General features: G+C 72.5%; 23 protein-coding genes. 20 read left to right on the plus strand and 3 right to left on the minus strand.

The genetic code is table 11. From position 1 onward, the window contains the following. Positions 1–5: 5 nt before the first annotated feature. Entirely contained in the window at positions 6–356 is a 351-nt protein-coding gene (locus VFJ21_12660) for a hypothetical protein (protein HET7407970.1), read from the minus strand. A 138-nt stretch (positions 357–494) separates the two neighbouring features. Between VFJ21_12660 and VFJ21_12665 the strand changes: the two genes are divergently transcribed. Continuing rightward, positions 495–1,430, plus strand: coding sequence for a patatin-like phospholipase family protein (locus VFJ21_12665; GenBank protein HET7407971.1), 936 nt, complete (start codon positions 495–497; stop codon positions 1,428–1,430). Between the two features lie 152 nt (positions 1,431–1,582). On the opposite strand, the gene VFJ21_12670 is transcribed toward VFJ21_12665, so the two are convergent. After that, on the minus strand, positions 1,583–2,386 hold the full coding sequence (locus tag VFJ21_12670) for a crotonase/enoyl-CoA hydratase family protein (GenBank protein HET7407972.1): 804 nt from the start codon (positions 2,384–2,386) through the stop codon (positions 1,583–1,585). A gap of 215 nt (positions 2,387–2,601) precedes the next feature. On the opposite strand from VFJ21_12670, the gene VFJ21_12675 reads away from it, so the two are divergent. From VFJ21_12675 to ccsB, 14 genes are all read left to right on the plus strand, one after another. Then, complete coding sequence (locus VFJ21_12675; protein ID HET7407973.1) at positions 2,602–3,330, plus strand: redox-sensing transcriptional repressor Rex; 729 nt, start codon at positions 2,602–2,604, stop codon at positions 3,328–3,330. Next, positions 3,327–4,643 (plus strand): glutamyl-tRNA reductase, encoded by a 1,317-nt coding sequence (locus tag VFJ21_12680; protein HET7407974.1) that lies wholly within the window; start codon positions 3,327–3,329, stop codon positions 4,641–4,643. Before VFJ21_12675 ends, VFJ21_12680 begins: the two co-directional genes overlap by 4 nt. Before the next feature lie 38 nt (positions 4,644–4,681). Further along, a complete protein-coding gene (gene hemC / locus VFJ21_12685; protein HET7407975.1) occupies positions 4,682–5,602 on the plus strand; it encodes a hydroxymethylbilane synthase in 921 nt (306 codons plus the stop codon). Further along, positions 5,599–7,170: a uroporphyrinogen-III synthase gene (locus VFJ21_12690; GenBank protein HET7407976.1), complete on the plus strand. Its 1,572-nt coding sequence runs from the start codon at positions 5,599–5,601 to the stop codon at positions 7,168–7,170. Before hemC ends, VFJ21_12690 begins: the two co-directional genes overlap by 4 nt. Continuing rightward, the gene (gene hemB, locus VFJ21_12695; protein HET7407977.1) at positions 7,167–8,168 is read left to right on the plus strand and encodes a porphobilinogen synthase; all 1,002 of its coding nucleotides are present in this window, start codon (positions 7,167–7,169) and stop codon (positions 8,166–8,168) included. Before VFJ21_12690 ends, hemB begins: the two co-directional genes overlap by 4 nt. A gap of 112 nt (positions 8,169–8,280) precedes the next feature. After that, positions 8,281–9,720, plus strand: a complete 1,440-nt coding sequence (locus tag VFJ21_12700; protein ID HET7407978.1) for a hypothetical protein — start codon at positions 8,281–8,283, stop codon at positions 9,718–9,720. A gap of 75 nt (positions 9,721–9,795) precedes the next feature. Beyond that, a complete protein-coding gene (locus VFJ21_12705) occupies positions 9,796–11,451 on the plus strand; it encodes an ABC transporter substrate-binding protein (protein ID HET7407979.1) in 1,656 nt (551 codons plus the stop codon). Then, on the plus strand, positions 11,448–15,170 hold the full coding sequence (locus VFJ21_12710; protein ID HET7407980.1) for an ATP-binding cassette domain-containing protein: 3,723 nt from the start codon (positions 11,448–11,450) through the stop codon (positions 15,168–15,170). Before VFJ21_12705 ends, VFJ21_12710 begins: the two co-directional genes overlap by 4 nt. A gap of 20 nt (positions 15,171–15,190) precedes the next feature. Continuing rightward, positions 15,191–16,489, plus strand: a complete 1,299-nt coding sequence (gene hemL, locus VFJ21_12715) for a glutamate-1-semialdehyde 2,1-aminomutase (GenBank protein HET7407981.1) — start codon at positions 15,191–15,193, stop codon at positions 16,487–16,489. Further along, the gene (locus VFJ21_12720) at positions 16,486–17,124 is read left to right on the plus strand and encodes a histidine phosphatase family protein (protein HET7407982.1); all 639 of its coding nucleotides are present in this window, start codon (positions 16,486–16,488) and stop codon (positions 17,122–17,124) included. Before hemL ends, VFJ21_12720 begins: the two co-directional genes overlap by 4 nt. 78 nt (positions 17,125–17,202) lie before the next feature. Continuing rightward, positions 17,203–17,814, plus strand: a complete 612-nt coding sequence (locus tag VFJ21_12725) for a TlpA disulfide reductase family protein (GenBank protein ID HET7407983.1) — start codon at positions 17,203–17,205, stop codon at positions 17,812–17,814. Continuing rightward, positions 17,811–18,644 carry a cytochrome c biogenesis protein CcdA gene (locus VFJ21_12730; protein HET7407984.1) on the plus strand — a complete coding sequence of 278 codons (834 nt, stop codon included), beginning with the start codon at positions 17,811–17,813 and terminating at the stop codon, positions 18,642–18,644. Before VFJ21_12725 ends, VFJ21_12730 begins: the two co-directional genes overlap by 4 nt. Before the next feature lie 16 nt (positions 18,645–18,660). Next, the gene (locus tag VFJ21_12735) at positions 18,661–20,322 is read left to right on the plus strand and encodes a cytochrome c biogenesis protein ResB (protein HET7407985.1); all 1,662 of its coding nucleotides are present in this window, start codon (positions 18,661–18,663) and stop codon (positions 20,320–20,322) included. A 2-nt stretch (positions 20,323–20,324) separates the two neighbouring features. Continuing rightward, positions 20,325–21,317, plus strand: a complete 993-nt coding sequence (ccsB, locus tag VFJ21_12740; protein ID HET7407986.1) for a c-type cytochrome biogenesis protein CcsB — start codon at positions 20,325–20,327, stop codon at positions 21,315–21,317. 41 nt (positions 21,318–21,358) lie between these two features. Here the strand turns inward: ccsB and VFJ21_12745 are convergent, their stop codons facing one another. Continuing rightward, entirely contained in the window at positions 21,359–21,616 is a 258-nt protein-coding gene (locus VFJ21_12745; protein ID HET7407987.1) for a BldC family transcriptional regulator, read from the minus strand. A 343-nt stretch (positions 21,617–21,959) separates the two neighbouring features. Between VFJ21_12745 and VFJ21_12750 the strand changes: the two genes are divergently transcribed. From VFJ21_12750 to VFJ21_12770, 5 genes are all read left to right on the plus strand, one after another. Beyond that, positions 21,960–23,735: a hypothetical protein gene (locus VFJ21_12750; GenBank protein HET7407988.1), complete on the plus strand. Its 1,776-nt coding sequence runs from the start codon at positions 21,960–21,962 to the stop codon at positions 23,733–23,735. A gap of 78 nt (positions 23,736–23,813) precedes the next feature. Then, complete coding sequence (locus VFJ21_12755; GenBank protein ID HET7407989.1) at positions 23,814–24,131, plus strand: DUF4229 domain-containing protein; 318 nt, start codon at positions 23,814–23,816, stop codon at positions 24,129–24,131. Between the two features lie 136 nt (positions 24,132–24,267). Next, the gene (locus tag VFJ21_12760) at positions 24,268–24,741 is read left to right on the plus strand and encodes a response regulator transcription factor (GenBank protein ID HET7407990.1); all 474 of its coding nucleotides are present in this window, start codon (positions 24,268–24,270) and stop codon (positions 24,739–24,741) included. Positions 24,742–24,858: 117 nt separating this feature from the next. Further along, entirely contained in the window at positions 24,859–26,139 is a 1,281-nt protein-coding gene (locus tag VFJ21_12765) for a geranylgeranyl reductase family protein (GenBank protein ID HET7407991.1), read from the plus strand. Between the two features lie 33 nt (positions 26,140–26,172). Next, positions 26,173–26,535 (plus strand): NADH-quinone oxidoreductase subunit A, encoded by a 363-nt coding sequence (locus VFJ21_12770; GenBank protein HET7407992.1) that lies wholly within the window; start codon positions 26,173–26,175, stop codon positions 26,533–26,535. Positions 26,536–26,541 lie beyond the last annotated feature (6 nt).

Genomic DNA, 26,541 nt, shown 5'->3' on the forward strand with positions numbered 1-26,541 from the left:
GCGTCTCAGCAGGTGAGCGGCTCGTCGCAGCCGAGATAGCTCGCGAGGATCGACGCCTGCTCGGCGAGGTCGTCGGCCGGGCCGTCCGGTCCGAGTCGCCGTAGCGTGTCGACGGTCTCCATCAGCTCGTCGTACTCCTGCCGCACGATGTCGCGAATCTCCGCCTCGTCGACGCGACGTCGGGCGACGTCCGCGAACAACCCGGTGGCCACGACCTCGTCGTACGCCGGGTCGACGGACTCCGCGTTGTCGATGGCGGCGAGAGTCGTGCGCAGCACGGTGACGCGGGCGGCATCCCGCGACTTGATCGCCACGGTCAGGTCCGCCCGCATCCGCTGGCGGATCGGCGCGTTCACGCGCAGGACCGTACGACGGCGGGCCCGCGTCGATCGACTGCTTTTCGCTCCGGAAGGGGTTGCGGAATCGCCGGGTCGTGCCACGGTGTTGCTCCGAGACAAGGGCATGCCGTGCGGCATGCGGCGAGAGGCGGGGCCATGGTCACGGCGTTCGTCTTGTCCGGTGGGGGCAGCCTCGGGGCGGTTCAGGTCGGCATGCTCCAGGCGCTCGCCGAGCGCGGCGTCGAGCCGGACCTGCTGGTCGGCACGTCGGCCGGCGCGCTCAATGCGAGCTACGTTGCGGGTCACGGCGGCGGCCGTGCGGCGCTGGAGGACCTGGGCGACGTCTGGCGGGGGCTACGCCGCCGAGACGTCTTCCCGCTCAACGCCGCCCGTGCCGCGGGTGCGGTCGCGGGCGCGGTGTCGTCGCTGTGCTCCAGCGAGGCGCTGCGCCGGCTCGCGCGCCACCACCTGAGCTTCGACCGCCTCGAGGACGCTTCGATCCCCTTGCACCTCGTCGCCACCGACGTCCGCAGCGGGGAAGAGGTGCTGCTCTCGACGGGCGACGCGGTGACCGCCGTGATGGCCAGTGCCGCGATCCCGGCGGTGTTCCCGGCCGTGCCGATCGACGGGCGGCACCTGGTCGACGGAGGTATCGCCGACAACTGCGCCATCATGCAGGCGATCTCGCTCGGTGCGGATCGGGTCTACGTCCTGCCGGGCGGCTACGCCTGTGCGCTCGACCGGCCGCCAGCCACCGCGCTCGGCTCGGCACTGCAGGCGCTCACCCTGCTCATCGAGCAACGGCTCCTCTTCGACGTCGCCAACGCCGCCGACCTCGTCGACCTGCGGTTGCTCCCGCCGCTGTGCCCGCTCGCCGTCTCGTCGATCGACTTCCGTCACGGTGGCGAGCTGATCGACCGGGCGCGCGCCACCTCCCTGGCCTGGCTCGACGACGCGGCGGACCGTAGCCCGCGGCCGGAGCGCTTCCTGTCCCTGCACAGCCACGGCGCGCACCGAGGCCGGGTGCCGGCGGCGCGGAAGCCGGCTGCGGCCCCAACCACCGAGACGCCCGCTCCTGTCACGGATGGGTGACATTGGCCTCACCAAGGTGTAGCCGCTGCGATCCGCGTACATAGACCTCGCGCGGGCCGCGACGTGGCATACACGCCTGTAAGTGGGCTTCAGTGCGTGGGACGTCGCGGCCCGACCAAATCTCCGCTCGAACCCCCCTCGCGACGCGCGGGTCAGTCCTTGAAGACCGGGTCGCGCTTCTCGAAGTAGGCCGTCACGGCTTCGACCTGGTTGGGCGAGCCGATGAGCCCGCCGATCGTCGCCCGCTCGTCGGCGAACTGCTGCGCCACCGGTGCGATGCCCGACTGGTTGAGCAGCTGCTTTGCCCCGCGGACCGCCGCCGGGCTCTTGGCCGCGATCTCGCGGGCCAGCGCCAGCGCGTCGTCCAGCGGGCTGTCCGAGACCCGCGTGGCCAGCCCGATGCGCACGCACTCCTCGCCGGAGACCATGCGACCGGTCCACGTCAGCTCCTTGGCGACGTCGAGGCCGACCAGGCGTGGCAGCATCCACGTGCCCGTCATGTCGGGCACCAGCCCCCACCGCACCTCGAGCACGGACAGCCGGGCGTCGGGCGCGACGATGCGGATGTCGGCGCCCAGCGCGATCTGGATGCCGCCGCCCAGGGCGACGCCGTGGATCGCGGCGATGACGGGGACCGGCAGCTCTTGCCAGACGTAGGCGGCCTGCTGCCCGAGGTGCGTGATGCGCCCGTCGGTGTCGCCGATGCGGGCGGTGGGTCGCGCCTGCGCCTCGCCGCTCGCCATCGCCTGGAAGCTGCCGAAGTCAAGGCCGGCGCAGAAGCCACGCCCCTCGCCGGAGAGGACCACCGCCCGCACGGAGGGGTCGCCCTTCAACTGCTCTCCGGCCTCGACGATGCCCGCGAACATCGCCGGGTCGAGAGCGTTGATCTTGTCGGGGCGGTTGAGCCGTACATCGGCCACGCCTCCGTCGATGGACACGCTCACGCGATCAGACATGCGCCGACTGTAGTGCCGGCCCGCCTCGCCCGGTCGGCCCGTGCGCCGTGCGGGGTCTCGCGTCGAGCACGTCGCACTCCTCGCGCTCCTCCGCGTCGGCGTGTGCCTGCACGTCGCAGGCCGTGACGCACCTCTCGTGCACTTGTGAAACGTGACTTTGTGCATTCGTTCACAAAGCCTTACCCTGACCGCATGGTCGCGTCCGCCGCCGCATCGTGAACGCCTCCGGCGCCGGTGCGAGGCCCGGTGTCCCCGAGGCCACGGTCGCGCGGCTCCCGGTTTACCTACGGGCGCTGACGACGCTCGCCGAACAGGGCACCGCCACTGTCTCCTCCGAGGCTCTCGCCAGCGCCGCCGGGGTCAACTCGGCGAAGGTCCGCAAGGACCTGTCGCACCTCGGCTCCTACGGCACCCGAGGGGTCGGCTACGACGTCGAGTACCTCGTCTACCAGATCTCCCGCACCCTGGGGCTGACCCAGCACTGGAACGTCGTCATCGTCGGCATCGGTTACCTGGGCCACGCGCTCGCGAACTACGCCGGCTTCGGCTCCCGGGGCTTCCAGATCGTTGCCCTGGTCGACGCGCAGCCGGCGATCGTCGGCGAGCGCATCGCCGGCCTCGAGGTCTTGCACATCGACGAGCTGGAGACCGTGGTCAAGGAGTCGGAGGTCTCCATCGGCGTCATCGCGACACCGGCGGGAGCGGCCCAGGACGTCTGCGACCGGCTCGTCGCCGCCGGCGTGACCAGCGTCCTCAACTTCGCCCCGACCGTCCTCTCGGTGCCCGGGGGCGTCGACGTCCGCAAGGTCGACCTATCGACCGAGCTGCAGATCCTCGCCTTCCACGAGCAGCGCAAGGCGGCCACGACGGCGGCTGCGACCAGCGCGGCCGCGGAGGCCGCGCGTGCCGCCATCGCCGGCCTCGACGAGGCGGCGGTCTCGTGAGCGTCCTCGTCGTCGGGTTGTCCCATCGCAGCGCACCCGTCGCGCTGCTGGAACGCGCCGCCCTCGCCGCCGACGACGTGCCGAAGGTGCTCGTCGAGCTGCTGCGCGCTCCCGGTGTCGATGAGGCCCTGGTGGCCTCCACCTGCAACCGGGTGGAGGTCTACGCCGAGGTCGAGAAGTTCCACGGCGGCGTGCAGGCGATCTCCGACCTGCTGGCGCAGGTGTCCGGCATCCCGCTCGATGAGCTCACCGACCACCTCTACGTGCACTACGAGGACCGCGCGGTGCAGCACCTGTTCACCGTGGCGTGCGGCCTCGACTCGATGGTCGTCGGCGAGGCGCAGATCCTCGGCCAGCTGCGATCGGCCTACGCGGTGGCGCGCAAGGAGGGCGCCCTCGGGCGCACGTTGACCCCGTTGGTGCAGCGCGCCCTGCGGGTCGGCAAGCGGGCCCACAGCGAGACCGGCATCGACAAGGCCGGCCAGTCCCTGGTGAGCGTCGGGCTCGACCTCGGCGCCCAGGCGCTCGGCGGGCTCGTCGGGCGCAGCGCGCTGATCGTGGGCGCGGGGTCGATGGCGGCGCTGGCGGGCGCAACGCTCCGGCGGGCCGACGCCGGGGCCATCACCGTCGCCAACCGCACGCCCGCGCACGCCGCCCGGCTCGCCGACTCGCTCGGCGGTCGCGGCGCGGGACTCGCCGGCCTGACCGACGCGATCGCCGACGTCGACCTGCTCGTCTGCTGCACGGGGGCGACCGGCGCGGTCGTCAGCGTCGACGCGGTCGAGACGGCGATGAGCCGCCGACCCGACCGCCCGCTGTTCGTGCTCGACCTCGCGCTGCCCCGCGACGTCGACGCGGCCGTGCGGCAGGTGCCGGGCATCACCCTCGTCGATCTGGAGGCGCTGCGCGCGGTGCTGGAAGGTGAGCAGGTCGCGCGCGACGTCGAGGCCGTACGCCGCATCGTCACCGACGACGTCGCCGACTACCTGTCCCAGCAGCGGTCCGCCCGGGTCGCACCGACCGTCGTCGCGCTGCGCTCCAAGGCCCAGGACGTCATGGATGCGGAGCTGTTGCGCCTCGCCGGGCGGCTGCCCGACGTCGACGAGCGCACCCGCCGCGAGATCGGCGACACCGTCCGGCGCGTGGTCGACAAGCTGCTGCACGCACCGACCGTGCGGGTGAAGGAGCTGGCCGGGGCGCCCGGCGGCGACTCCTACGCGGAGGCGCTGCGCGAGCTGTTCGATCTCGACCCGGCCGCGCCCGTGGCGGTCACCCGCGCCGACGTGGCCGTCGATGAGGACGGTGCGCCGTGAATGCGCTCCGGCTGGGCACCCGGCGCAGCGCCCTCGCGATGGCGCAGGCGCGGCTGGTCGCCGACGCCATCACCGCGCGCAGCGGCCGGGCGGTCGAGCTCGTCGAGGTCGTCACGGAGGGCGATCGCTCGCGAGCCGCGCTGGCGTCCTTGGGCGGCAGCGGCGTCTTCGTGACCGCCCTGCGCGAGCGACTGCTCGGCGGCGACGTCGACGTGGCCGTGCACTCGCTCAAGGACCTGCCCACGGCCGCCGCGCCCGGCCTTGCGCTCGCCGCGGTGCCGCGGCGGGAAGACCCGCGCGACGTGCTGGTCGCCCGCGCCGGCGCCACCCTGGCCGAGCTGCCCGAAGGTGCGCGCGTCGGCACCGGCTCGCCGCGCCGGGCCGCCCAGCTGCGAGCGCTCGGGCTGGGCCTCGAGATCGTCGCCATCCGCGGCAACGTCGACACCCGGCTGCGGGCCGTCGCCGAGGGTGACTTCGACGCGATCGTGCTCGCGCGCGCCGGCCTGGCCCGGCTCGGCCGGCTCGACGAGGTGACCGAGGTGCTCGACCCGCTGCAGATGCTGCCGGCCCCCGGGCAGGGCGCGCTCGCGGTCGAGTGCCGGGCCGACGATCGCGCGGTTGCCGACCTGCTCGGCGCGCTCGACGACCCCGACAGTCGCGCCGCGGTCGCTGCCGAACGCGCGCTGCTCGCGACGCTGGAGGCGGGCTGCTCCGCACCGGTCGGCGCTCTCGCCGACGTGGCAGATGGCGGCGACGGGCTGGAACTGTTCCTGCGCGGATGCGTGGTCGCCGTCGACGGCGGGGACGCGGTGAGGGCGAGCGCGACCGGTGCGCCGGCCGCCGCCGCTGATGTAGGGGTCCGTCTCGCCCGCGAGCTGCTCGAGCTCGGCGCGGCGGGACTGATGGATCACACGAGCACTGACGTGAGCAAGGCCGAGAAGAGGGCGGGGTCCCTGTGAGTTCGCGGACGCAGAAGAAGACCAACGGTCCCGTGACGTTCGTCGGCGCCGGTCCGGGCGACGACCGGCTCCTGACCGTGCGGGGAGCCGAAGTGCTGGCCGCCGCAGACGTCGTGGTCGCCGATCCGCAGCGGCACGCAGCACTGCTGCGCCGCTGCCGCGACGACGTGGAGGTCGTCGACGCCACCGGGCTCGACGCCGCTGCCGCCGTCAAGGCCCTGGTTGCCGCGGCGCGGGAGGGGCGGGCGGTCGTGCGGCTGCTCGACGGCGACCCGGCCCTCGACGGCGGCCTGGCCGAGGAGGCCGACGCCGTGGCCAAGGCCAAGCTGGGGTTCGAGGTCGTGCCCGGCGTCAGCGCCGCCGTCTCGGTGCCGGTGCACGCCGGCGTACCGCTGACGTCGGCGAAGGCACGGATGGTGAGCGTCGCCGACCTGCGTGCCGGGGCGCCCGACCCCGACTGGCCGGCGCTCGCCGCCGCCAACACCGTCGTGCTGCACGTTCCCGCGGGCGAGGTCGGCAAGGCCGCGACCGCGCTGGTCGAGCACGGTCGCTCGGCGGGCACACCGGTCGCCGTCACCGTCCGCGGCTCGACGACCCAGCAGCGCACGGTCGTCACGACGCTCGACACCGCGGAGTCCGACGTCGCGGCCGACGGGCTCGACGGCTCCGCTGTCGCCGTCGTCGGTGACGTCGTGAAGCTGCGTGACCGGCTCAGCTGGTTCGAGACCAAGCCGCTGTTCGGCTGGAAGGTCCTGGTGCCCCGCACCAAGGAGCAGGCCTGGTCGCTGTCGGAACAGCTGCGGTCCTACGGCGCGGTGCCCGTCGAGGTGCCGACGATCGCCGTCGAGCCGCCGCGCACACCGGCGCAGATGGACCGGGCCATCAACGGCATGGTCTCGGGCCGCTACCAGTGGGTCGTCTTCACCTCGACCAACGCGGTCCGGGCGGTGCGGCAGAAGTTCGAGCAGATCGGTCTCGATGCCCGGGCCATGGGCGGCATGCGGATCGCGGTCGTCGGCGAGATGACCGGGCAGGCGCTGCGCGAGTGGGGCATCAACCCCGACCTGGTGCCGAGCGGCGAGCAGTCGAGCGAGGGCCTGCTCGAGGACTTCCCCGAGTACGACGACGTCTTCGACCACCTCGACCGGGTGTTCCTGCCCCGCGCCGACATCGCCACCGACACGCTCGTCGCGGGGCTGAAGGAGCGCGGCTGGCAGGTCGACGACGTGACCGCCTACCGCACCGTCCGCGCGGCGCCCCCGCCGGCCGAGACCCGCGAGGCGATCAAGACCGGCGGCTTCGACGCCGTGCTCTTCACGTCGAGCTCGACCGTGCGCAACCTCGTCGGCATCGCCGGCAAGCCCCACTCCTCGACGGTCATCGCGGTCATCGGCCCGCAGTCGGCGAAGACGGCGGAGGAGCACGGTCTGCGTGTCGACGTCCAGGCGTCGACCGCGTCCGCCGCCGCGCTCGCCGAGGCACTCGCGGAGTTCGGCCGCGAACGCCGGCTGGTCGACGACGAGCTGCCCGGCAAGGCCAACCGGGCCAAGGCCAAGAAGGGCAAGTGACCGGCGCGGCGGCCGCCGCCGGCTTCCCGGCGGTGCGGCCGCGGCGCTGGCGGCGTACACCCGCGCTTCGCCGGCTGGTCGCCGAGACCCGGCTGCACCCCGCCGACCTCGTGCTGCCGATGTTCGTCAAGGAGGGCATCGGTGAGCCGCAGCCGGTGGCCTCGATGCCGGGCGTCGTGCAGCACACCCGCGACTCGCTGCGCAAGGCGGCGGCCGAGGCGGTCGACGCCGGGGTCGGCGGCCTGATCCTGTTCGGCATCCCCGCCGCCAAGGACGACCGGGGCTCGGCCGCCGACGACCCGCAGGGCGTCGTGCAGGTCGCCATGGCCGACCTGGTCGCGGAGGTGGGCGACGCGACCGTGCTCATGAGCGACCTGTGCCTCGACGAGTACACCGACCACGGCCACTGCGGCCTGCTCACCGCCGACGGTGACGTCGACAACGACGCGACGCTCGAGCGCTACGCCTCGATCGCCGTCGCCCAGGCCGCCGCCGGCAGCCACGTCGTCGCGCCCAGCGGCATGATGGACGGCCAGGTCGCCGCGATCCGGGCCGCGCTCGACGGCGCCGGCTTCGCGCACGTCGCGATCCTCGCCTACGCCGCGAAGTACGCCTCGGCCTTCTACGGACCCTTCCGCGATGCCGCCGAGTGCGCGCCGCAGTTCGGCGACCGTGCGGGTTACCAGCAGGACCCGGGCGGCGCGCTCGAGGCGCTCCGCGAGGTGCGCCTCGACCTCGCCGAGGGCGCCGACGCCGTCATGGTGAAGCCTGCGCTGGCCTACCTCGACGTCGTACGCCGGGTGGCGGAGGAGGTCGACGTGCCGGTCGCCGCCTACCAGGTGAGCGGCGAGTACGCGATGGTGGAGGCGGCCGCCGCCCAGGGCTGGCTGGACCGCGAGCGGACGATCCTCGAGACGGTGACCGCGATCCGTCGGGCCGGTGCCCGCATGATCCTCACCTACTGGGCCGTTGAGGTGGCTGCGCGCCTGCAGGCGTAACCCCGCACGATCTGCGTCGTTGGACCCCCCTAGAGATGCTGGACGTTCGTTCAATAAGTTGGCCGGACTCGTCCCGGTTTGCGCCCATCGAGGCCACTAGGGGGTCATGTCGGTGAGTGATCGGCGTCACAGCAGCCGTCGGCTCGCGCTCGTCGGGGCGCTCGCCATCGCGGCTGGTGCGACGGTGCCGGCGCTGCTCGTTACACAGGCAGCCGCCGCCGACGAGTTCATCCCCGGTTCGGCGACCGCGCTGGCCCAAGGCCTGCAGCTGGCGCCGGCGACGGGCGGGCTCAACTACGCGATCACGCAGGGCGTCGCGATCGGCGGCTACGAGGGCAGCCAGGGCAAGGCGCAGTCGCAGACATTCGACCTCGGCATCATCGGCACGACGCTGACCGCCGAGGGCTGCGACGGCAGCGCCCCGACCATCTCGAAGGACCAGATCCCGCAGCCGCTCATCGTCGAGTCGATGGGCCAGAAGGAGTCGGCCGACAAGACCGAGGCCGGCCAGATGCCGCCCGCGGCGGTCGGCACCGAGCACGTCGAGGCCGATGGCACCCCCTCCGGCTACGCGAAGACCACCGGAGTGTCGCTCGGTGTCCCCGGCGTCATCACGATCGAGGGCGGTAGCAGCGAGGCGAGCGGAAGGCTGGTCCCCGACAAGGCCCGCATCGCCGAGGCCACCAGCACGTTCGGCAAGGTGCTGCTCGGAGGCGGGCTGGTCGAGCTCGACGGGCTCACCTGGCACGCCGTGCAGCAGACCGGAGCCAACTCCAAGATCGAGAAGGCCGACGGCACGTTCACCATCGGCGCGATCAAGCTGGCCGGGCAGGCCGTGCCCTTCGACCAGAACTCCCTGAGCACCGTGATCGACAGTCTCAACAAGGCGCTGGCGCCGCTCGGGACCTACATCAAGCTCCCCGGCAAGGTCGCGACCGACGACGGGTCCGTGAAGCTCTCGCCGATGGTGATCGGCATGGCCAACAACCAAGTCGGCCAGCAGACCCTCGGCCAGGCGCTCGGCGCCGGCCAGCCGGTGCGCGACGCGCTGTTCCAGGCGATGACCGGGGTCAGCTGCAAGACGTCGACGCTCTTCCTGCTCGGTGACATCGGCACCGGCCCGCTGACGGGTGCGGGCTCCGTCGCACTCAACATCGGCGGCATCCAGGCCGGCAGCGAGGGCATCGTCTACGACAACCCCTTCGGCGACTTCGGTGGCGATCTCGGCGGCCCGGTCTCCGGCGGCCCGATCGACCTGCCTGCCGGCGGTGCCGGCGGCATGCCGTCGCTGTCGGGTACGGGCGGCTCGCTGCCCTCCGTCGCCGACAGCGCCAGCGGCGGCCCGAGCACCGGCGGCGCGCCGACCGTCGCCGCGTCGCCGGTCGTCGATAGCCGCACGTGTTCCAGCACGCACCCCTCTGGCGGCAGCTGCGACAACACCCCGGCCGTCGCCGTGGGGCTCGGCGCGCTCGGCGCGATCTTCGCGGTCGGCGTGGCCGACGTGGTCCTCGGTCGCCGTCGCGGCCAGCGGCTGAGCGAGCTGCGGCTCTAGCAGCCCGGCTTCGCCGCTCCCGCCCCCCGCACCATCCCGGCCGACCCCGCCCCCCGGCGGCGCAGGAGGACTTCCATGTTCACGCCCTCGGATCGACGGCTGCTCCGCGGCTACGGCCCGCTGATCGGCTTCGTCCTCGTCTTCGTGCTGGTGGCCGCGTTCGTGCCGACCGTCGCCCGCGAGCAGGTCACCCTGCGCGTGGCCGGCGGCACCGGCGGCGGGTCCGGCTCCGGGGTGGATGCCGGCGGCGGCAGCACCACCGGCTCCGCCCCGGGCGGCGGGAGCGGCGGCGGCACGGCGTCCGGCAACACCGCGGGCTCGGGTGGTGGTGGCCAGGGTTCGGCGGTCACGCCGCAGGCCTCGATCCCGGCCAGCACCAGCGCCTGCCCCGGCCGCACCAAGCAGGTCCCCGGCGACCCCTACTCCCCGCCCTGCATCGCGTTCAGCGGCGGCAACGGCGGCGCCACCTCGAGGGGCGTCACCAAGGACTCGATCACGGTGGCCTTCCGCCAGACCAGCGACCCGGGCTTCCAGCAGACGCTGGCCTCTCTCGGGGGCGCGTCGTTCTCCGACACCCCCGGCGACATCCAGCGCACGGTGCTCGGCCTGGCGAAGTACTTCAACACGCACTTCCAGTTCTACGGGCGCAAGCTGAACTTCGTCTTCTACAACGGCCAGGGCAGCCAGACCAACGAGCTGCTCGGCGGCGGCCAGCAGGAGGCCAACGCCGACGCGATCACCGTCGGGCAGAAGATCAAGGCGTTCGCCGACATGAGCGCGACCACCGAGCCGTACGGCGACGCGCTCGCGCGCCAGAAGGTCGTCGGCTTCGGCGTGCCCTACCTGTCCCGCGAGTGGATGACCGAGCGACGGCCCTACATGTGGAGCATCGCCACCGACTGCTCGGTCATCACCGAGACCGTCAGCGAGGTCGGCGTCAAGCAGGTGCTCGGCAAGCCGGCCGAGCACGCCGGCGGCGACCTCAAGGGCAAGCCGCGAAAGCCGGTGATCCTGGCGCCCGACAACCCCTGGTACCAGGAGTGCGTCAAGGCCGGGCTCGCGATCGTGAAGAAGGCCGGCAAGCCGGTGCCGCAGACGATCGCCTACAGCCTCAACCTGTCGACGATGTCGAGCCAGGCGGCGAGCATCATCGCCAAGCTCAAGTCCGAAGGCGTCACCACGGTGATCTGCGGCTGCGACCCGGTCATCCCGGTCTACCTGACGTCGAAGGCCAAGGAGCAGAACTACATCCCCGAGTGGGTGGTCACCGGTACCGCGCTGACCGACCAGGACATCGTCGGCCAGCTGTTCGACCAGACCGAGTGGGCGCACGCGTTCGGCATCAGCTACGCGGCCGAGCAGCCGCCGCAGCGCGCGACGCTCGGCTATGCGGCGTACAAGAGCGTCAACAGCGACACCCCGGCCAACGCCGTGGACCTGATCTACCAGCAGATGTACATGCTCGCGCTCGGCGTGCAGCTGGCCGGACCGGACCTGACGCCGCAGACCTTCGAGCAGGGCATGTTCCGCTACCCCGGCGGCACCGGGCAGTACGGCACCTGGGGCTTCGGGCCCGGGCACTACACGCCCACCCAGGACGCCCGTGAGATCTACTGGGACCCGACCAGGATCTCGAAGTACAACGGCAAGCAGGGTGCCTACGTCACCTCGAGCGAGCGCTACAAGCAGGGTCACTGGCCGACCGCCGACCACGTGAAGGCCTACCAGTGACGCCGACCTTGCAGTCGCTGCGCGAGGTGCGGGCGCCCCGCTGGGCGCTGTGGCTCGCCGGCGCCGTGCTGGTCGTGCTGGTCGCGCCGGCGATCGCCCCGTCGCAGATCCCGCGGGGCGTGGTCCTGCAGGGCGCGGAGTACGGCACGATCACCGGGCTGTTGGCGCTCGGCCTGGTGCTGACCTACCGGGCCAGCCGCATCATCAACTTCGCCTACGGCGCCCTGGGCGGGCTCGCCGCGACCCTTACGGTCGAGCTCTACCTGGGCCGGCACTGGAACTGGGGGCTGGCGATCGTCGTCGGCCTCGCGGCCGGCGCCGTCATCGGCGGGTTGATCGAGATCCTCGTCGTACGCCGGTTCTTCACGGCTCCCCGGTTGGTGCTGACCGTCGCGACGATCGGCCTCGCGCAGGTCGTCGGCGGATTCCAGCTCTTGATCCCGAGGTGGGTCGGCGGCCCGCCGCTGATCGGCAGCTTCGAGACGCCGCTGTCCAAGGCCAGCACCTCGATCGACCCGGTCATCTTCAGCGGCAACGACCTGCTGATCATCGCGGTCGTGCCGCTGGTCATCGGCGGGCTCGGCTGGTTCCTGCTGCGCACGGATGCGGGCATCGCCGTGCGCGCCGTGGCCGACAACGGCGACCGGGCGATGCTGCTCGGCATCCCGATCCGCCGGCTCTCCACCCTCGTCTGGGTGCTCGCCGGCGCGCTCGCGGCGCTGGCGACGATCCTCGGCGCCCCGTCGCAGGGTCTCGTGCTCTCGGCCGGCGCGGGGCCGCAGCTGCTGCTGCCGGCGCTGGCGGCGGCCGTCGTCGCCCGGCTCGAGTCGTTGCCGGTCGCCTTCGGCGCAGGGGTGGGTCTCGGGGTCCTCGACGCCCTCGTGCGCTGGAACATCAGCAAGCAGTCGGCGGCCACGGTGGCCTTCCTCGTCGTGATCCTCGTGGCGCTGCTGCTGCAGCGCAGGGCTGCGGGCCGCGCGCGTGACACCGACTCGACGTGGGTGTCGGCCGGCACCCTCAAGCCGATCCCGCAGGTGCTGGCACGGCTGCCGGAGGTGCGGATCGGGCGCGGGCTGGTCGGCGCCGGCGTGCTGGCCGCCGCGGTGATCGCCCCGCTGGTCGCCGGGCCCGGCAAGACCAACCTGTTCAGCATCGCCCTGGTCTACGGCATGGTCGCGGTCTCGCTGGTCATGCTCTCGGGCTGGGCGGGCCAGGTGAGCCTGGGGCAGTTCGCGCTGGTCGGCATCGGCGGCGTCGTGACCGGCGACCTGATCATGCGGTGGAACGTCGACCTGTTCGTCTGCCTCGTCGCGGCCGCCGCGGCGGGCGCCGCACTGGCCATCGCGGTCGGCCTGCCCGCGCTGCGCATCCGCGGGCTCTTCCTCGCGGTGACGACCCTGGCGCTGGCGGTCGCGGTCGACTCCTTCTTCCTCAACCCGACGAACTTCGCGTCGCTGATCCCGCAGAGCTACACGCGTCCGGTGCTCTGGCAGCGATTCGACCTGCAGTCCGAGCGTTCGCTCTACTACCTCTGCCTGGGCATGCTGCTGCTCGTCATCGGGCTGGTCGTCGGGCTGCGCCGCACTCGGCCCGGCCGGGTCATGCTGGCCACCCGCGACAACGAGCGCGCCGCCGCGGCGATGGCTGTCCCCACCACGCGGGTGAAGCTGGTCGGCTTCGTGCTGTCCGGCGCGGTCGCGGGGGTCGCCGGCGGGCTGCACGCGCTGCTGCTGCAGAGCATCGGCTTCCACACCTACGAGCCGTCGCAGAGCCTGCTGGTCTTCTCGATGGCGGTCATCGGTGGGCTCGCCTCGATCTCCGGAGCCCTGCTCGGTGTCGCCGCCGTCGAGCTGGCCGTCCGGGCCTTCCCGGCCTACCAGCTGATCATCACCGGCAGCGGCCTGCTCTTCCTGCTGCTCGTGCTGCCCGGTGGTCTCGGCGAGGCGCTGCAGCTGGTGCGCGACCGGCTGCTGCGGATCGTCGCTCGCCGTCGCGGCATCGAGTCGGGGCTCGACGTGCCGTCGAGTGACCTGCTGCGCGAGCAGGTCGGCGTCAGCGAGGCGGCCGAGGTCGCGGCCGCCGTGCACGAGGCCGACGACGGCGACGCGCTGCTGCGGTGCCGCGGCGTCGAGGTGAGCTACGGCAGCGTGCAGGTGCTGTTCGGCGTCGACTTCTCCGTGCAGGAAGGCGAAATCGTCGCGCTCCTGGGCACCAACGGGGCCGGCAAGTCCACGTTGCTGAAGGCCGTCAGCGGCCTGTCGCCGACCGGCGGCGGGCACGTGGTCTTCGGCGGCGACGAGATCACCGGCCGGCGTGCCGACCTGCTCGCCCGGTCGGGCATGGCGCTCATGCCGGGCGGCCGGGGCGTCTTCCCGACCCTGACCGTGGCCGAGAACCTCCGGCTCGCGGCGTGGACCATCCGCCACGACGCCGCGGCCGTCGAGGCCGCCCGCGAGGAGGTGCTCGACCTCTTCCCGGTGCTGCGCGGACGCGCCGACCAGGCGGCCGGGGACCTGTCCGGCGGCGAGCAGCAGATGCTCTCGCTCGGCCAGGCGCTGATGACCCGGCCCAAGCTGCTGCTGATCGACGAGCTGTCGCTCGGCCTGGCGCCGACCGTCGTCGGCCAGCTGCTCGACGTGGTGCGCCGGCTCAACGCCGCGGGCGTCACCGTCGTCGTCGTCGAGCAGTCGGTCAACGTCGCGCTCGAGCTCGCGGAGCGGGCGGTGTTCATGGAGAAGGGTCAGGTGCGGTTCAGCGGCCCGACCGCCGAGCTGCTGGAGCGCCCCGACGTGCTGCGCTCGGTCTTCATCGCCGGCGCGGCCGCACCCGAGTCGCGCGCCCCCGCGCGCACGGCCCGGCGCCGGAAGAAGGAGGAGCCGGTCGCGCGGCTCTTCGACCCCGAGCTGCCGCCGATCCTCGAGGTGCAGAGCATCACGAAGTCCTTCGGCGGCATCCGCGCCCTCGACGGCATCGACCTCGCGCTGCGCAAGGGCGAGATCCTCGGCCTGATCGGCCACAACGGCGCGGGCAAGACCACGCTCTTCGACGTCATCTCGGGCTTCCTGCCGGCCGATGGAGGTCGGGTCCTGCTCGGCGGCCACCCGGTCGACCACCTGACCGCCAACGAGCGCGCCTGGATCGGTCTGGGACGGTCCTTCCAGGAGGCCCGGCTGTTCCCGTCGCTGACTGTCGCGGAGACCGTGGCCGTGTCTCTTGAGCGCCACCTTCTGTCGAAGGACCTGGTCGCCGCGGGCCTGCGGCTGCCGGCGTCGACCGACTCCGAGGCGCTGGCCGCGGGGCGGGTGCGCGAGCTGCTCGCGATGACCGGTCTCACGTCGTACGCCGAACGGCTCCTCAGCGAGCTGTCGACCGGTACCCGCCGGATCGTCGAGCTGTCCTGCATCCTCGCCCAGGACCCGGAGGTGGTCCTGCTCGACGAGCCGTCGGGCGGTGTCGCGCAGCGGGAGACCGAGGCGCTCGGGCCGTTGCTGCGCCGGGTGCAGGACGAGACGGGCTGCTCGATCCTCGTCATCGAGCACGACATGCCGCTGCTCACCGGACTGTGCGACCGCATGGTGGCGCTCGAGCTCGGCGGCGTCATCGCCGAGGGCACGCCGGCCGAGGTGCTCGAGCACCCGCGGGTCATCGAGTCCTACCTCGGCACCGAGGACGCTGCGATCAACCGCAGCGGGAGCAGGCGGGCGCCCGCACCGGCGTGAGCGGTTGAGAGGATGAGCGGGTGAACGACGCGCCGGCCTCCCAGGAGCTGTTCGACCGGGCGCGGGCGCTGATCCCGGGTGGGGTCAACTCGCCGGTGCGCGCATTCGGTGCCGTCGGCGGGACGCCACGGTTCATCGCGCGCGGCCACGGCCCCTACCTCGTCGACGTCGACGGGGCGGACTACGTCGACCTGGTCTGCTCGTGGGGGCCGATGATCCTCGGCCACGCGCACCCGGCCGTCGTCGAGGCGGTGTCGGCCGCGGCGGCGCGCGGGCTCGGCTACGGCGCGCCGACCGAGGGTGAGGTCGAGCTGGCCGAGGAGATCGTGCGCCGGGTCCCGCCGGTCCAGCGCGTGCGCCTGGTCAGCTCCGGGACCGAGGCGACGATGACCGCGGTGCGGCTTGCCCGCGGCTATACCGGGCGCAGCAAGGTCGTGAAGTTCGCCGGCTGCTACCACGGCCACGTCGACGCGCTGCTCGCCAGTGCCGGCAGCGGGGTCGCGACGTTCGGACTGCCGGACACGCCCGGAGTCACCGGCGCGAGCGCAGCCGACACGATCGTGCTGCCCTACAACGACGTGGCCGCCGTCGACGCAGCGTTCGAGCGCCACGGCGATGACATCGCCGCCCTCATCACGGAGGGGGTGCCGGCCAACATGGGCGTGGTGCCGCCGTTGCCCGGGTTCAACGCGCACCTGCGCGCGGCGACCGAGCGCCACGGCGCCCTGCTGGTCCTCGACGAGGTGCTCACCGGCTTCCGGGTCGGGCCGGCCGGCTGGTGGGGGATCGAGGGGGTCACTCCCGACCTCTTCACCTTCGGGAAGGTCATGGGCGGCGGGCTGCCGGCCGCGGCCTTCGGCGGCCGCGCGGAGGTGATGGAGCGCCTCGCGCCCGCGGGCCCGGTCTACCAGGCCGGGACCCTGTCGGGAAACCCGGTCGCCGTCGCGGCCGGGCTCGCCACGCTGCGGCACTGCACCGCTGACGTCTACGCGCACGTCGACCGGGCGGCTGCGCTGCTGCGCGAGCACGTCACCGCCGCGCTCACCGACGCCGGCGTCGCCCACCGGGTCAACAGCGCGGGCAGCCTGTTCTCGGTCTTCTTCACCGGCGACCCGGTCGTCGACTACGCGGCCGCGCAGCGCCAGTCGGTCACGCAGTACCGGGCGTTCTTCCACGCGATGCTCGACGCCGGGGTCTACCTGCCTCCGTCGGCCTACGAGGCGTGGTTCCTGTCCGCCGCCCACGACGACGCCGCGCTCGACCGGGTGTTCGATGCGTTGCCGGACGCTGCGCGGGCCGCTGCCAAGGTGGCCGCATGAGCCGGCGCACGGTCGTCCACCTGCTGCGGCACGGAGAGGTGGACAACCCCGGCAAGGTGCTCTACGGCCGGCTGCCCGGCTTCGTGCTCTCGAGCACCGGGGAGCGGATGGCCGAAGTCGCCGCCGACGCGCTGCGCCGCCACGACGTCGTCCTCGTGCGCTCGTCACCGCTGGAGCGGGCGCGCCAGACCGCCGAGCCGATCGCCCGCGTCTTCGACGCGCAGGTAGAGGTCGACGAGCGGCTGATCGAGAGCGAGAACGTCTTCGAGGGCCTGCAGTTCGGGGTCGGCGACGGCTCGTTGCGCCGCCCGACCCACTGGCGGCACCTGCGCAACCCGATGCAGCCGTCGTGGGGGGAGCCCTACGCCGAGGTCGCTGCTCGCATGCTCGCGGCGATCGCGGACGCCCGCTGCGCAGCTCGCGGTCACGAAGTGGTGCTCGTCAGCCACCAGCTGCCGATCTGGATCGGCCGCCGGGCGCTCGAGGGCCGGCGACTGTGGCACCGGCCCGACCGGCGGATCTGCGGTCTCGCCAGCGTGACGTCGCTGACCTACGCCGACGACCGGCTGGTCTCCATCGGCTACCGCGAGCCGGCCGCCGCGCTCGTCACTCAGGCCGGACCACCCGGCGCCTGAGACCCGGCACCCCGCTCCGGTCGTGAGCGGGTGAGAATGGGCCCGACCGCTGTGCCGTCGTCCGGATGGGTCTCCGCCGTGCTCCCTGCGCCCGCCGTTCCTGCGGCGCGCCGCCGGCGTGCGGCGATCGCAGCGGCGGTTCTCCTGCCGGTGCTGGCTCTGGCGGGCTGCTCGGGCAAGAACGCCGTCGACTCGACCGCCGCCAACCCGAAGAACTACGTCGCCGGCGACGGCAACGTGCAGACGGTGGCGACGTCGGGCCGGCACGCCGTGCACGGTCTGTCGGGCCGCACGCTCGACGGCAGCACGGTCAACGTCGACGACTGGGCCGGCGACGTGGTCGTTGTCAACTTCTGGGCGTCGTGGTGCCCGCCCTGCCGGTCGGAGTCGGCCTCGCTCCAGGCCGTCGCCGAGGCCACCAGGTCGCTCGGGGTGCGCTTCCTCGGCATCGACTCCAAGGACGACAGCGGCAACGCGAAGGCGTTCCTGCGCACCCACCAGGTGACCTACCCGTCGCTGTTCGACCAGCCCGGGCGGCTCGGCCTGCTGTTCAGCCCCACGGCGTCCACGCTGCCGACGACGATCATTCTCGACCGCCACCACCGCGAGGCGGCGCGCATCAGCGGCGAGGCCCGCTACACGCAGCTGCTGTCGCTGGTGCGCAAGATCGCGGCGGAGAGCGCGGCATGACCGGCGTCCTGCTCGCGTCGGCCGGGTCGGCGTTCCAGCACCAAGTCAGCAGCGGCCCGCTGGCCCTGGCGATCCCGGTCGCGGCGATCGCCGGATTGGTGTCGTTCCTGTCCCCGTGCGTGCTGCCGCTGGTGCCGGGCTACCTCTCCTACGTCACCGGCCTGTCGGGGGCCGACCTGGCCGGCGACCGGCCCGCGCCCTCGGTGGCCGCCGTGGGACCGGGCGGCACCGCGGTCGCCGTACGCACCCTGCACCTGCCCCGGGTGCTCGTCGGCTCGTCGCTGTTCGTCCTCGGCTTCTCGCTGGTGTTCGTCAGCTACGGCGCGCTGTTCGGCAGCCTCGGCGCCGCGCTGATCGCGCACCAGGAGGTCATCAGCCGGGTGCTCGGGGGCGTCACGATCCTGCTGGGGCTGGCCTTCATGGGGTTCGTGCCCGGCGCTCAGCGGGAGTTCCGGCTGCACCGCACGCCTGCGCTCGGCCTCGCCGGTGCGCCGCTGCTGGGGGTGCTCTTCGGGCTCGGCTGGACCCCGTGCGTGGGCCCGACGCTCGGTGCGGTGCAGACGCTTGCCGCCGACAGCGCGAGCGCCGGCCGCGGGGCGCTGCTCTCCTTCGCCTACTGCGTCGGCCTGGGCCTGCCATTCATCGCGGCGGGAGTCGGATTCCGCCGCGCGCTCGGGGTGTTCGCGGTCGTGCGCCGCCACTACGCGTGGGTGATGCGCGTCGGCGGGCTGCTGCTGGTCACGATCGGCCTGCTGCTCGTCACCGGGGTCTGGGACCGCATCACCATCGACCTGCGCCTGCTGGTGCCCGGATTCACGACCGCCGTCTGAGGGACCGCCGACACTGATGACCGACGTCACCGTCCACCCGCCCGAGGAAGCCGGCGCCTTCGACGACGAGCCGATCGCGCCGCTGTCCACCGCGCCGGACCAGGCGGCCGGCGAGGGGCCGCCGGGTCCGCGCCGGTCACCGGTCGTCGCGCTGCGCCGGGGCTGGCGCCAGCTGACGTCGATGCGGACGGCGCTGATCCTGCTCTTCCTGCTCGCACTCGCCGCCGTCCCCGGCTCTCTGATTCCGCAGCGCGGGCTGAACGCGGCCAAGGTGCGGCAGTTCTTCACCGCCCACCCGACGCTCGCGCCGATCCTCGACCGGCTGTCGCTGTTCGATGTCTTCGCGGCCCCGTGGTTCGCCGCGATCTACCTGCTGCTGTTCGTGTCACTCATCGGCTGCCTCACGCCGCGGGTCCGGCTGCACATCCGCGCGCTGCGGGCCAAGCCGCCCGCCGCCCCGCGGCGGCTGTCGCGGCTGTCTTCCCACGCCGACTTCACCACCGACCTCGACCCCGCCGCAGCCGTCTCGGCGGCGCGCGGGGTGCTGGCACGCCGGCGCTTCCGCGTCGACGTCCGGGAGGAGGCGGCCGGCGCGCACAGCGTCGCCGCCGAGAAGGGCTACCTGCGCGAGACCGGCAACCTGCTCTTCCACATCTCCCTCGTCGTGCTCCTGGTCGGCATCGCTCTGGGCGGCCTGTTCGGCTACAAGGGCGACGTGCTCGTCAAGGAGGGCGACGGGTTCGCCAACATCCGCAGCTCCTACGACGACTTCACCCCTGCCCGCCTGTTCGGCGACCGCGAGCTCGCGCCGTTCTCCTTCTCCCTGAAGAGCTTCCACGCCAGCTACCAGCCCAACGGCGAGGCCCGGACGTTCGACGCGGACGTGCGCTACCGCACCTCGCCCGGCGGGCCGCAGCGCAGCTACGACATCCGGGTCAACCACCCCCTGGCCATCGCGGGGGTGAAGATCTACCTGCTCGGCCACGGCTACGCGCCGCACGTCGTCGTGCGCGACCCGAAGGGCCACGTCGCGTTCGACGCCGCCGTGCCGTTCCTGCCGCGCGACGCGACGTTCCTGTCCGACGGCGTCATCAAGGTGCCCGACGCGCAACCGCGGCAGATCGGCTTCGCCGGGTTCTTCGCCCCGACCGCGGCCATCGACCCGGCCAGCGGCATGGTGTCGGCGTTCCCGGGGGCGCGGCGGCCGGCTCTGGTGCTCACCGCCTACCACGGCAACCTCGGGCTCGACAACGGCGTGCCGCAGTCGGTCTTCTCGCTCGACCTGGCGAAGCTCACGCAGTACACCGACGGGTCCGGCCAGCCGCTCTCGAAGCTGCTGACGCCCGGCAGCACCTGGACGCTGCCCGACGGCACGAGCATCACCTTCACCGGGCTGGAGCAGTACGGCACCTTCCAGGTCACCCACGACCCCGGCAAGCGGGTCGCGCTGATCGCGGCGGCGCTGATCGTCCTCGGGCTGATCCTGTCGCTGCGTGTTCGTCGGCGCCGGCTCTGGGTGCGTGCGCGCCCCGCTGAGGGAGCCGACGGCGGGCGTCGTACGGTGGTCGAGGTCGGCGGACTTGCCCGCACGGATGCCGACTCGTTCGCGGAGGAGTTCGACGGGCTCGTCGAGAAGATGCGAGCGGCCACGGGCACCGCGCAGCCGAACCAGGAGTGAGCGTGCACCTCGCCTCCATCAGCAACGACCTGTTCGGAGTCACCGTCGTCGTCTACTCGCTGGCGATGCTCGCCTACGCCGCCGAGTTCGCGTTCGTCCGCCGGCCGGCGCCGCTGGTCGCGGGCGTCCCGGCGCAGGCCGCGGTTCCCGCCCGGGTCCTGGTCGGTGCGGGCGGCAGCGACGTCGAGGAGCCGCCGGCTCCCGTCGTCGAGGCATCGTCGCGTACGCCGCACCCGTGGGCCGAACGCATCGGTGGCATCGCCGTCGGCCTCACCGTCTGCGGCTGGCTCGTGCACCTGGCCGAGGTCGTCACCCGCGGGGTCGCGGCCGGGCGGGTGCCGTGGGGCAACATGTACGAGTTCAGCTCGGCCGTCGCGCTGATGGCGGTGGGCGCGTTCCTCGTGCTGCTGACCCGCCAGCCGGTCCGCTGGCTCGGCGTCTTCGTGCTGCTACCGGTGGTGCTCTACCTCGGCCTGGCCGGCACCGTCCTCTACGTCGGTGCGGGTCCGCTGGTCCCGGCGCTCAACTCCTACTGGATCAAGATCCACGTGGTCGCGGCCATCACCGCCACGGGCACGTTCATGGTGGGTGGCGTCACCACCGTGCTCCACCTGGTCCGCCGCCGCCACGACAACCAGGTGGCCGCCGGCCGCCGGCCGCAGTGGGCCGGGCTCGCCGCGCGGATGCCCTCGGCGCAGAGCCTCGACCGCACGACCTACCGGCTGATCGCGTTCGCGTTCCCGGTGTGGACGTTCGCCGTCATCGCCGGCGCGATCTGGGCCGAGTCGGCATGGGGTCGCTACTGGGGCTGGGACCCGAAGGAGACCTGGTCGTTCATCACCTGGGTGCTCTACGCGGCCTACCTGCACAGCCGGTCGACGGTTGCCTGGCGCAAGGCAGCTCCGATGGTCGCCCTGCTGGCGTTCGTGGGCATGCTGGTCAACTACTACGTGATCAACACGGTGGTCGCAGGCCTGCACTCCTACGCCTTCTGAACCGGGCGAAGGCGGCCCGCGACGTCAGCGGGTAGCCGCGGTCAGGCCCTCGTCGGGTCGATCTCGACCTCGCGGACGCCGCGCTGGATCGGTGCGCCCGGCCGGGTCGACTCCTCGCCGCGGAGCAGGGCGCGGACCTCGGACTCGCGGAAGCGGCGATGCCCACCCGGGGTGCGGATGCTGCTGATGCGACCCGCCGCCGCCCAGCGGGTCACGGTCTTCGGGTCGACCCGAAACAAGTTCGCGACCTCGCCGGGTGTGAGCAGACGCTCGCGTGCCTCCACGGGGCCCCCCTCCATCCTTCCGGGCACTTACCCAGACGTCACATGTGTGTGTACACGGGTCACGACCGCTCCGTCAGCGATTCACGGAGGAAAGTGACATGAACGACGCACAGGTGCCCCCGAAACCGCCGCCGACCGCCGGTCACGATACGCGGCCGATCTTGTCCTCGTCAGCACAACGAGCTGATCAGCAGGCCGTCACCGTTTCGGCTTAGCCCCCGCGGACTAGTAGCAGATGGCCATGTCTCGCCATGGATCAATTGGTCGGCGTACGCGAGCCTCGTTCTCAATCGTCCAACTTGCCCCAACGTAGAGATGATCGGGGGACATCGTGCGTGCTGCTCGGATAACCGTCGGAGTGACCGCTGCTGTGCTCGCAGCCGCGGCGCTACCGGCGATGGCGGCGACGGCCACACCGGCCGGCGGCTCCTCGAGCTCGAGCCTCACCCTTCTCGGCGTCACCGCCGTCGGCCACCAGGTGCAGGCGCTCAAGGCCGCTCTTTCCAGCTCCAACCTGAACGGCGCCGGGATCGCCTCGATCTCCGTGACGCCGCTGCTCAAGGACGGTGCGGCCGCTGTGCCGCCCGTGAGTGTCACCAACTCGACGCCGAACCAACCGGGCGTGCCGAGCCAGCAGCAGTCGATCGCGGGCGTGCTGTCGGTCACCAGCCCCGCCGCGGCGATGCAGGCAACGCGTACGGCGACCGGCGCACTCGCCAAGATCAGCGCCAGCGGCCAGAACCTGCTGTCGGTGCTGGGCCTGCCGATCGGCGGCTCCGTCTCGCTGTCGAACCTCGCCAACGTCGCCGGTGGCGACTCGTCGGCGGGCAAGCAGCTCACGCTCACCGGGTTGTCGCTGCCGTCCATCAAGGGCCTGCTCGGCGGGCTCGGCCTCGACCTGTCGAAGCTGCCGCTCGACACCCTGCTCAACCTCGTGGACGGGCTGGGCCTGTCGACCGCGACCCTCGACCAGGCCGTGAGCCAGGTCAACGCCCAGATCGACTCGCTGCAGTCGCAGATCGACAGCGTGACGCAGCAGATCACCAGCCAGACCGCGACGCTCACCTCCGACCAGAGTCAGCTCAGCCAGCTGCAGGGCGCCGTCACGAGCGCCCAGACGCAGCTCAACTCGGTCATCTCGTCGGTCAATGCGGCGCTGGGTGGCACGCCTCTGGGCAGCGGGTTGTCGCTGTCCACCTCGAACTGCCCGGCGGTGCCCAGCGCGATCCAGACCGTGCTCACGACCATCGGGCAGTCGAGTCTGATCACGCAGTTCGCGACGGCCTGCTCGACGCTGACCAGTGCCCAGACGGCGCTGTCGAGCTCGAACCTCAGCACGCTGATCTCGCAGCTGCAGGCCGCGATCGACGCGCTGCAGGCGCAGCTGACGAGCCTCACCAACCAGCTGTCCGGCGTGACCGGCCCGCTGGTCACGCAGATCCTCGGCATCCTCGACGGGACACCGCTGGTCTCGCTGGCCAAGCTCGACGTCTCGACGCTCGCCGAGGCCGGCACCACCCACAAGGCGGACGTGACCGGCACCGTCGAGGGGCTGAAGGTCGCCAACACCGACATCCTCAAGGCGGTCACGGGTAGCAGCACCGCCGACATCACCAGCCTCGTCGGCAGCACGCTCAGCGGCGTGCAGTCGAAGATCTCGGGGCTGCTGGGTCAGCTGTCCTCGGTGCTGTCGAGCGTCCCCCAGCTGCCGGACCTCAAGGTGCCGGTGCCGGTGGTCAAGGTCCTGCAGAAGTCGACCTCGCTCGACCCGGTCGGCGGCCTGCAGGCCGCGCGGGCGGCGGTCACCGCGCTGCAGATCGACTGGGCCGGGCTGTCGATCCCCGACGCGGTCGCGCTGCCCGGCGTCGCCAACCTGGTGCCGCAGTCGCAGCAGGCGCACGCCACCCTCGCCGGATCGCCGCTGTCGCTGACGATCGGGTCGATGAGCGACCTCGCCCAGGCCCGGCCCGGCAGCACCTCCACCCCGCAGACGACCCCGGGCGGCACGCCGGCCGGCACGCCGTCGGGCAGCCCGTTGCCGATGACCGGACTCGCCGGGTGGGTGCCGCTGACCGCGCTCGTCCTCGTCGGTGCCGCCCTCGGCATCCGGCGCTGGCGGTCGGTGCAGGGCTGACCAGAACCACGGGGTGACCCCCTCACTGCAGGGGCTCGGCGATCCACCGCCGGGCCCCTGCGTCGTACATTGGCAGTGATGACGTCGACACCGACACCTGAGGCCGGCGGGCCCGGGCGCGCGTTCCTGCTCTACAACGTGGCGCGGCTCGGCCTGCTGCTCCTGTTCGGCGGCATCCTGTGGCTCGCGGGCTTCCGCGGGATGCTGCTCGCGCTCTTCGCCCTCGTGCTCTCGGGCATCGCCAGCTGGTTCGTGCTCGGCCGCCAGCGCGTGGTGGTGGGGCAGGCACTGAGCCGGCAGATCCAGCAACGGCGGGTGAAGTTCGCGCAGCGCACCGCGGCCGAGGACGCCGCGGTCGACGAGATGTTCGCCCGCCGGTCCCCGTCCGACGACTGACTGGTCCATAGGGAGCACTCCGACCGGGGGGTGCGGCACTCGCTCTCGTGGGCCCGTGTGGGTGATCCGCCCCACCCGTCCGATATGGACCGAAGTCGTCACGTAGTCCCGTGCTACAGACGCCGACCTTCTTTCCATGAACACTGTGCTCATGGCAGCCACGTCGTGCGCACCGTCCACGGCCACCGCCGGCCCCGCCGAGCCGCGCCCCGCCGCAGCGCGGGCCAGGACCGCGCGCACCCGCCGCACCCGGGTCCTCGTCGCCGAGGACGCGCCCGGGCTGCACCAGCTGCTGTGCCTGCTGCTGGAGATGGAGGACGACTTCGAGGTCGTCGCTCGCGCGGTCGACGGGGTGCAGACCCTGGCAGCCGCCGCCGCCGAGCGGCCCGACCTCGTCGTGCTCGACCTCGGCCTGCCGGTCATGAGCGGCTTCGACGCGCTCACCGGTCTGCGCCGGCTGCTGCCCGACGCGACGATCGTGGTGTTCTCGGCCTTCGAGGCGGCTAGCTACGCGGCCACCGCGTTGCGGCGCGGTGCAGACGCCTACGTCGAGAAGGACGCGGGTGCCCTGGAGATCGTGCAGCGGCTGCGGGAGGCCTGCCGAAGGTAGGGGCGGTCTCCAGGCGGCCGGGGGTCGGCGCCTACACTGGCTCCGCGCTCGTGAAGGCGTTCACAAGCGCACGGAAGAGCCGATGACCGGACCCGCACACCCCGCCGAGGAAAGCCCATGCCCCCGAGCATGCCCGCGACAGCGGTCGATTCCGCGGCTGATGTCGTCGTCGTCGGGGCCGGGCCGGCAGGCTCGACGGCGGCCTACCACCTCGCGCAGGCGGGGATCGACGTCCTGCTGCTGGAGAAGGCGGAGTTCCCCCGGGAAAAGGTCTGCGGCGACGGCCTGACGCCGCGCGCGGTCCGCCAGCTGCTGCGCATGGGCATCGACACCTCTCCCGAAGCCGGCTGGCTGCACAACCGTGGCCTGCGCATCATCGGCGGCGGCATGCGGCTGCAGCTGCCCTGGCCCGATCTCGCCACCTACCCCGACTACGGCCTGGTACGCCCGCGCACCGACTTCGACGAGCTGCTCGCCCGCACCGCCCAGAAGGCCGGTGCCCGGTTGCACGAGCGCACGGCCGTGACGGGTCCGGTGCGTGACGAGCGCACCGGACGGGTCGTCGGCGTCACGACCAAGGACGGGGCCACCCACTGCGCGCAGGTGGTGCTGGTCGCCGACGGCAACTCCAGCCGGTTCGCGCTGTCGCTCGGGCTGCGCAAGCGCGAGGACCGCCCGATGGGCGTCGCCGTACGCCGCTACTACCGCAGTCCCCGCCACGACGACGACTGGCTCGAGTCGTGGCTCGAGCTGTGGGACGGCCGACCGGGGGAGGGCCGGCTGCTGCCCGGCTACGGCTGGATCTTCGGCATGGGCGACGGCACCAGCAACGTCGGGCTCGGGATCCTCAACACCAGCGAGGCCTTCCGCAACACCGACTACAAGGACCTGCTCACGCGGTGGCTGTCGTCGATGCCCGCGGAGTGGGGCTACGTCGAGGACAACGCCACCTGTCCGGTCCGGGGCAGTGCGTTGCCGATGGGCTTCAACCGCCAGCCGCACTACCGCGACGGCGCGCTGCTTCTCGGTGACGCCGGCGGGATGGTCAACCCCTTCAACGGCGAGGGCATCGCCTATGCGATGGAGTCCGGCGAGATGGCCGCCGACGTCGTGGTGCAGGCGCTCGCGCGGCCCGAGGGCGTGGCCCGGGAGCGCGCGTTGCAGGCATACCCGCGGGCGCTCAAGGACGCCTACGGCGGCTACTACACGCTGGGCCGCATCTTCGTGCAGCTGATCGGCAACCCGTCGGTGATGAAGCTCGCCACCCGGCACGGCCTGCCGCACCCGACGCTGATGCGCTTCACGCTGAAGCTGCTGGCCAACCTCACCGACCCGCGTTCCGCCGACACCCACGACCGCATCATCAACGCGCTCACCAAGCTCGCCCCGGCCGCCTGACGCGCACCGTCCGACCACGAGAGAGGAGGCACCATGCTCGGGATCTACGCGCCGATCGTCATCCTGTTCGCGCTCGCGCTGGGCTTTGCGGTCTTCTCGATCGCGGCGAGCGCGCTTGCCGGGCCCAAGCGCTACAACCGCGCGAAGCTCGAGGCCTACGAGTGCGGCATCGAGCCGACGCCCCAGGCGTTCGCCGGGCACCGCTTCCCGGTGAAGTACTACCTGACGGCGATGCTCTTCATCGTCTTCGACATCGAGATCATCTTCTTGTACCCGTGGGCCGTGGCGTTCGGCCACCTCGGCTGGTTCGGGCTCGTCGAGATGGTCCTGTTCATCGCCGCCGTCTTCGTCGTCTACGCCTACGTGTGGCGTCGCGGCGGGCTGGACTGGGAGTGAGCTGAC

Source organism: Mycobacteriales bacterium, from assembly GCA_035690485.1.
Lineage (GTDB): Bacteria > Actinomycetota > Actinomycetes > JAFAQI01 > DASSKL01 > DASSKL01.

Coding starts and splice junctions, on each gene's coding strand:
- VFJ21_12665 (HET7407971.1), top strand. CDS start 495: ATGGTCACGGCGTTCGTCTTGTCCGGTGGGGGCAGCCTCGGGGCGGTT.
- VFJ21_12670 (HET7407972.1), bottom strand. CDS start 2,386: ATGTCTGATCGCGTGAGCGTGTCCATCGACGGAGGCGTGGCCGATGTA.
- hemC (HET7407975.1), top strand. CDS start 4,682: ATGGCGCAGGCGCGGCTGGTCGCCGACGCCATCACCGCGCGCAGCGGC.
- VFJ21_12705 (HET7407979.1), top strand. CDS start 9,796: ATGTTCACGCCCTCGGATCGACGGCTGCTCCGCGGCTACGGCCCGCTG.
- VFJ21_12720 (HET7407982.1), top strand. CDS start 16,486: ATGAGCCGGCGCACGGTCGTCCACCTGCTGCGGCACGGAGAGGTGGAC.
- VFJ21_12730 (HET7407984.1), top strand. CDS start 17,811: ATGACCGGCGTCCTGCTCGCGTCGGCCGGGTCGGCGTTCCAGCACCAA.
- VFJ21_12735 (HET7407985.1), top strand. CDS start 18,661: ATGACCGACGTCACCGTCCACCCGCCCGAGGAAGCCGGCGCCTTCGAC.
- VFJ21_12745 (HET7407987.1), bottom strand. CDS start 21,616: ATGGAGGGGGGCCCCGTGGAGGCACGCGAGCGTCTGCTCACACCCGGC.
- VFJ21_12755 (HET7407989.1), top strand. CDS start 23,814: ATGACGTCGACACCGACACCTGAGGCCGGCGGGCCCGGGCGCGCGTTC.
- VFJ21_12760 (HET7407990.1), top strand. CDS start 24,268: ATGAACACTGTGCTCATGGCAGCCACGTCGTGCGCACCGTCCACGGCC.
- VFJ21_12765 (HET7407991.1), top strand. CDS start 24,859: ATGCCCCCGAGCATGCCCGCGACAGCGGTCGATTCCGCGGCTGATGTC.
- VFJ21_12770 (HET7407992.1), top strand. CDS start 26,173: ATGCTCGGGATCTACGCGCCGATCGTCATCCTGTTCGCGCTCGCGCTG.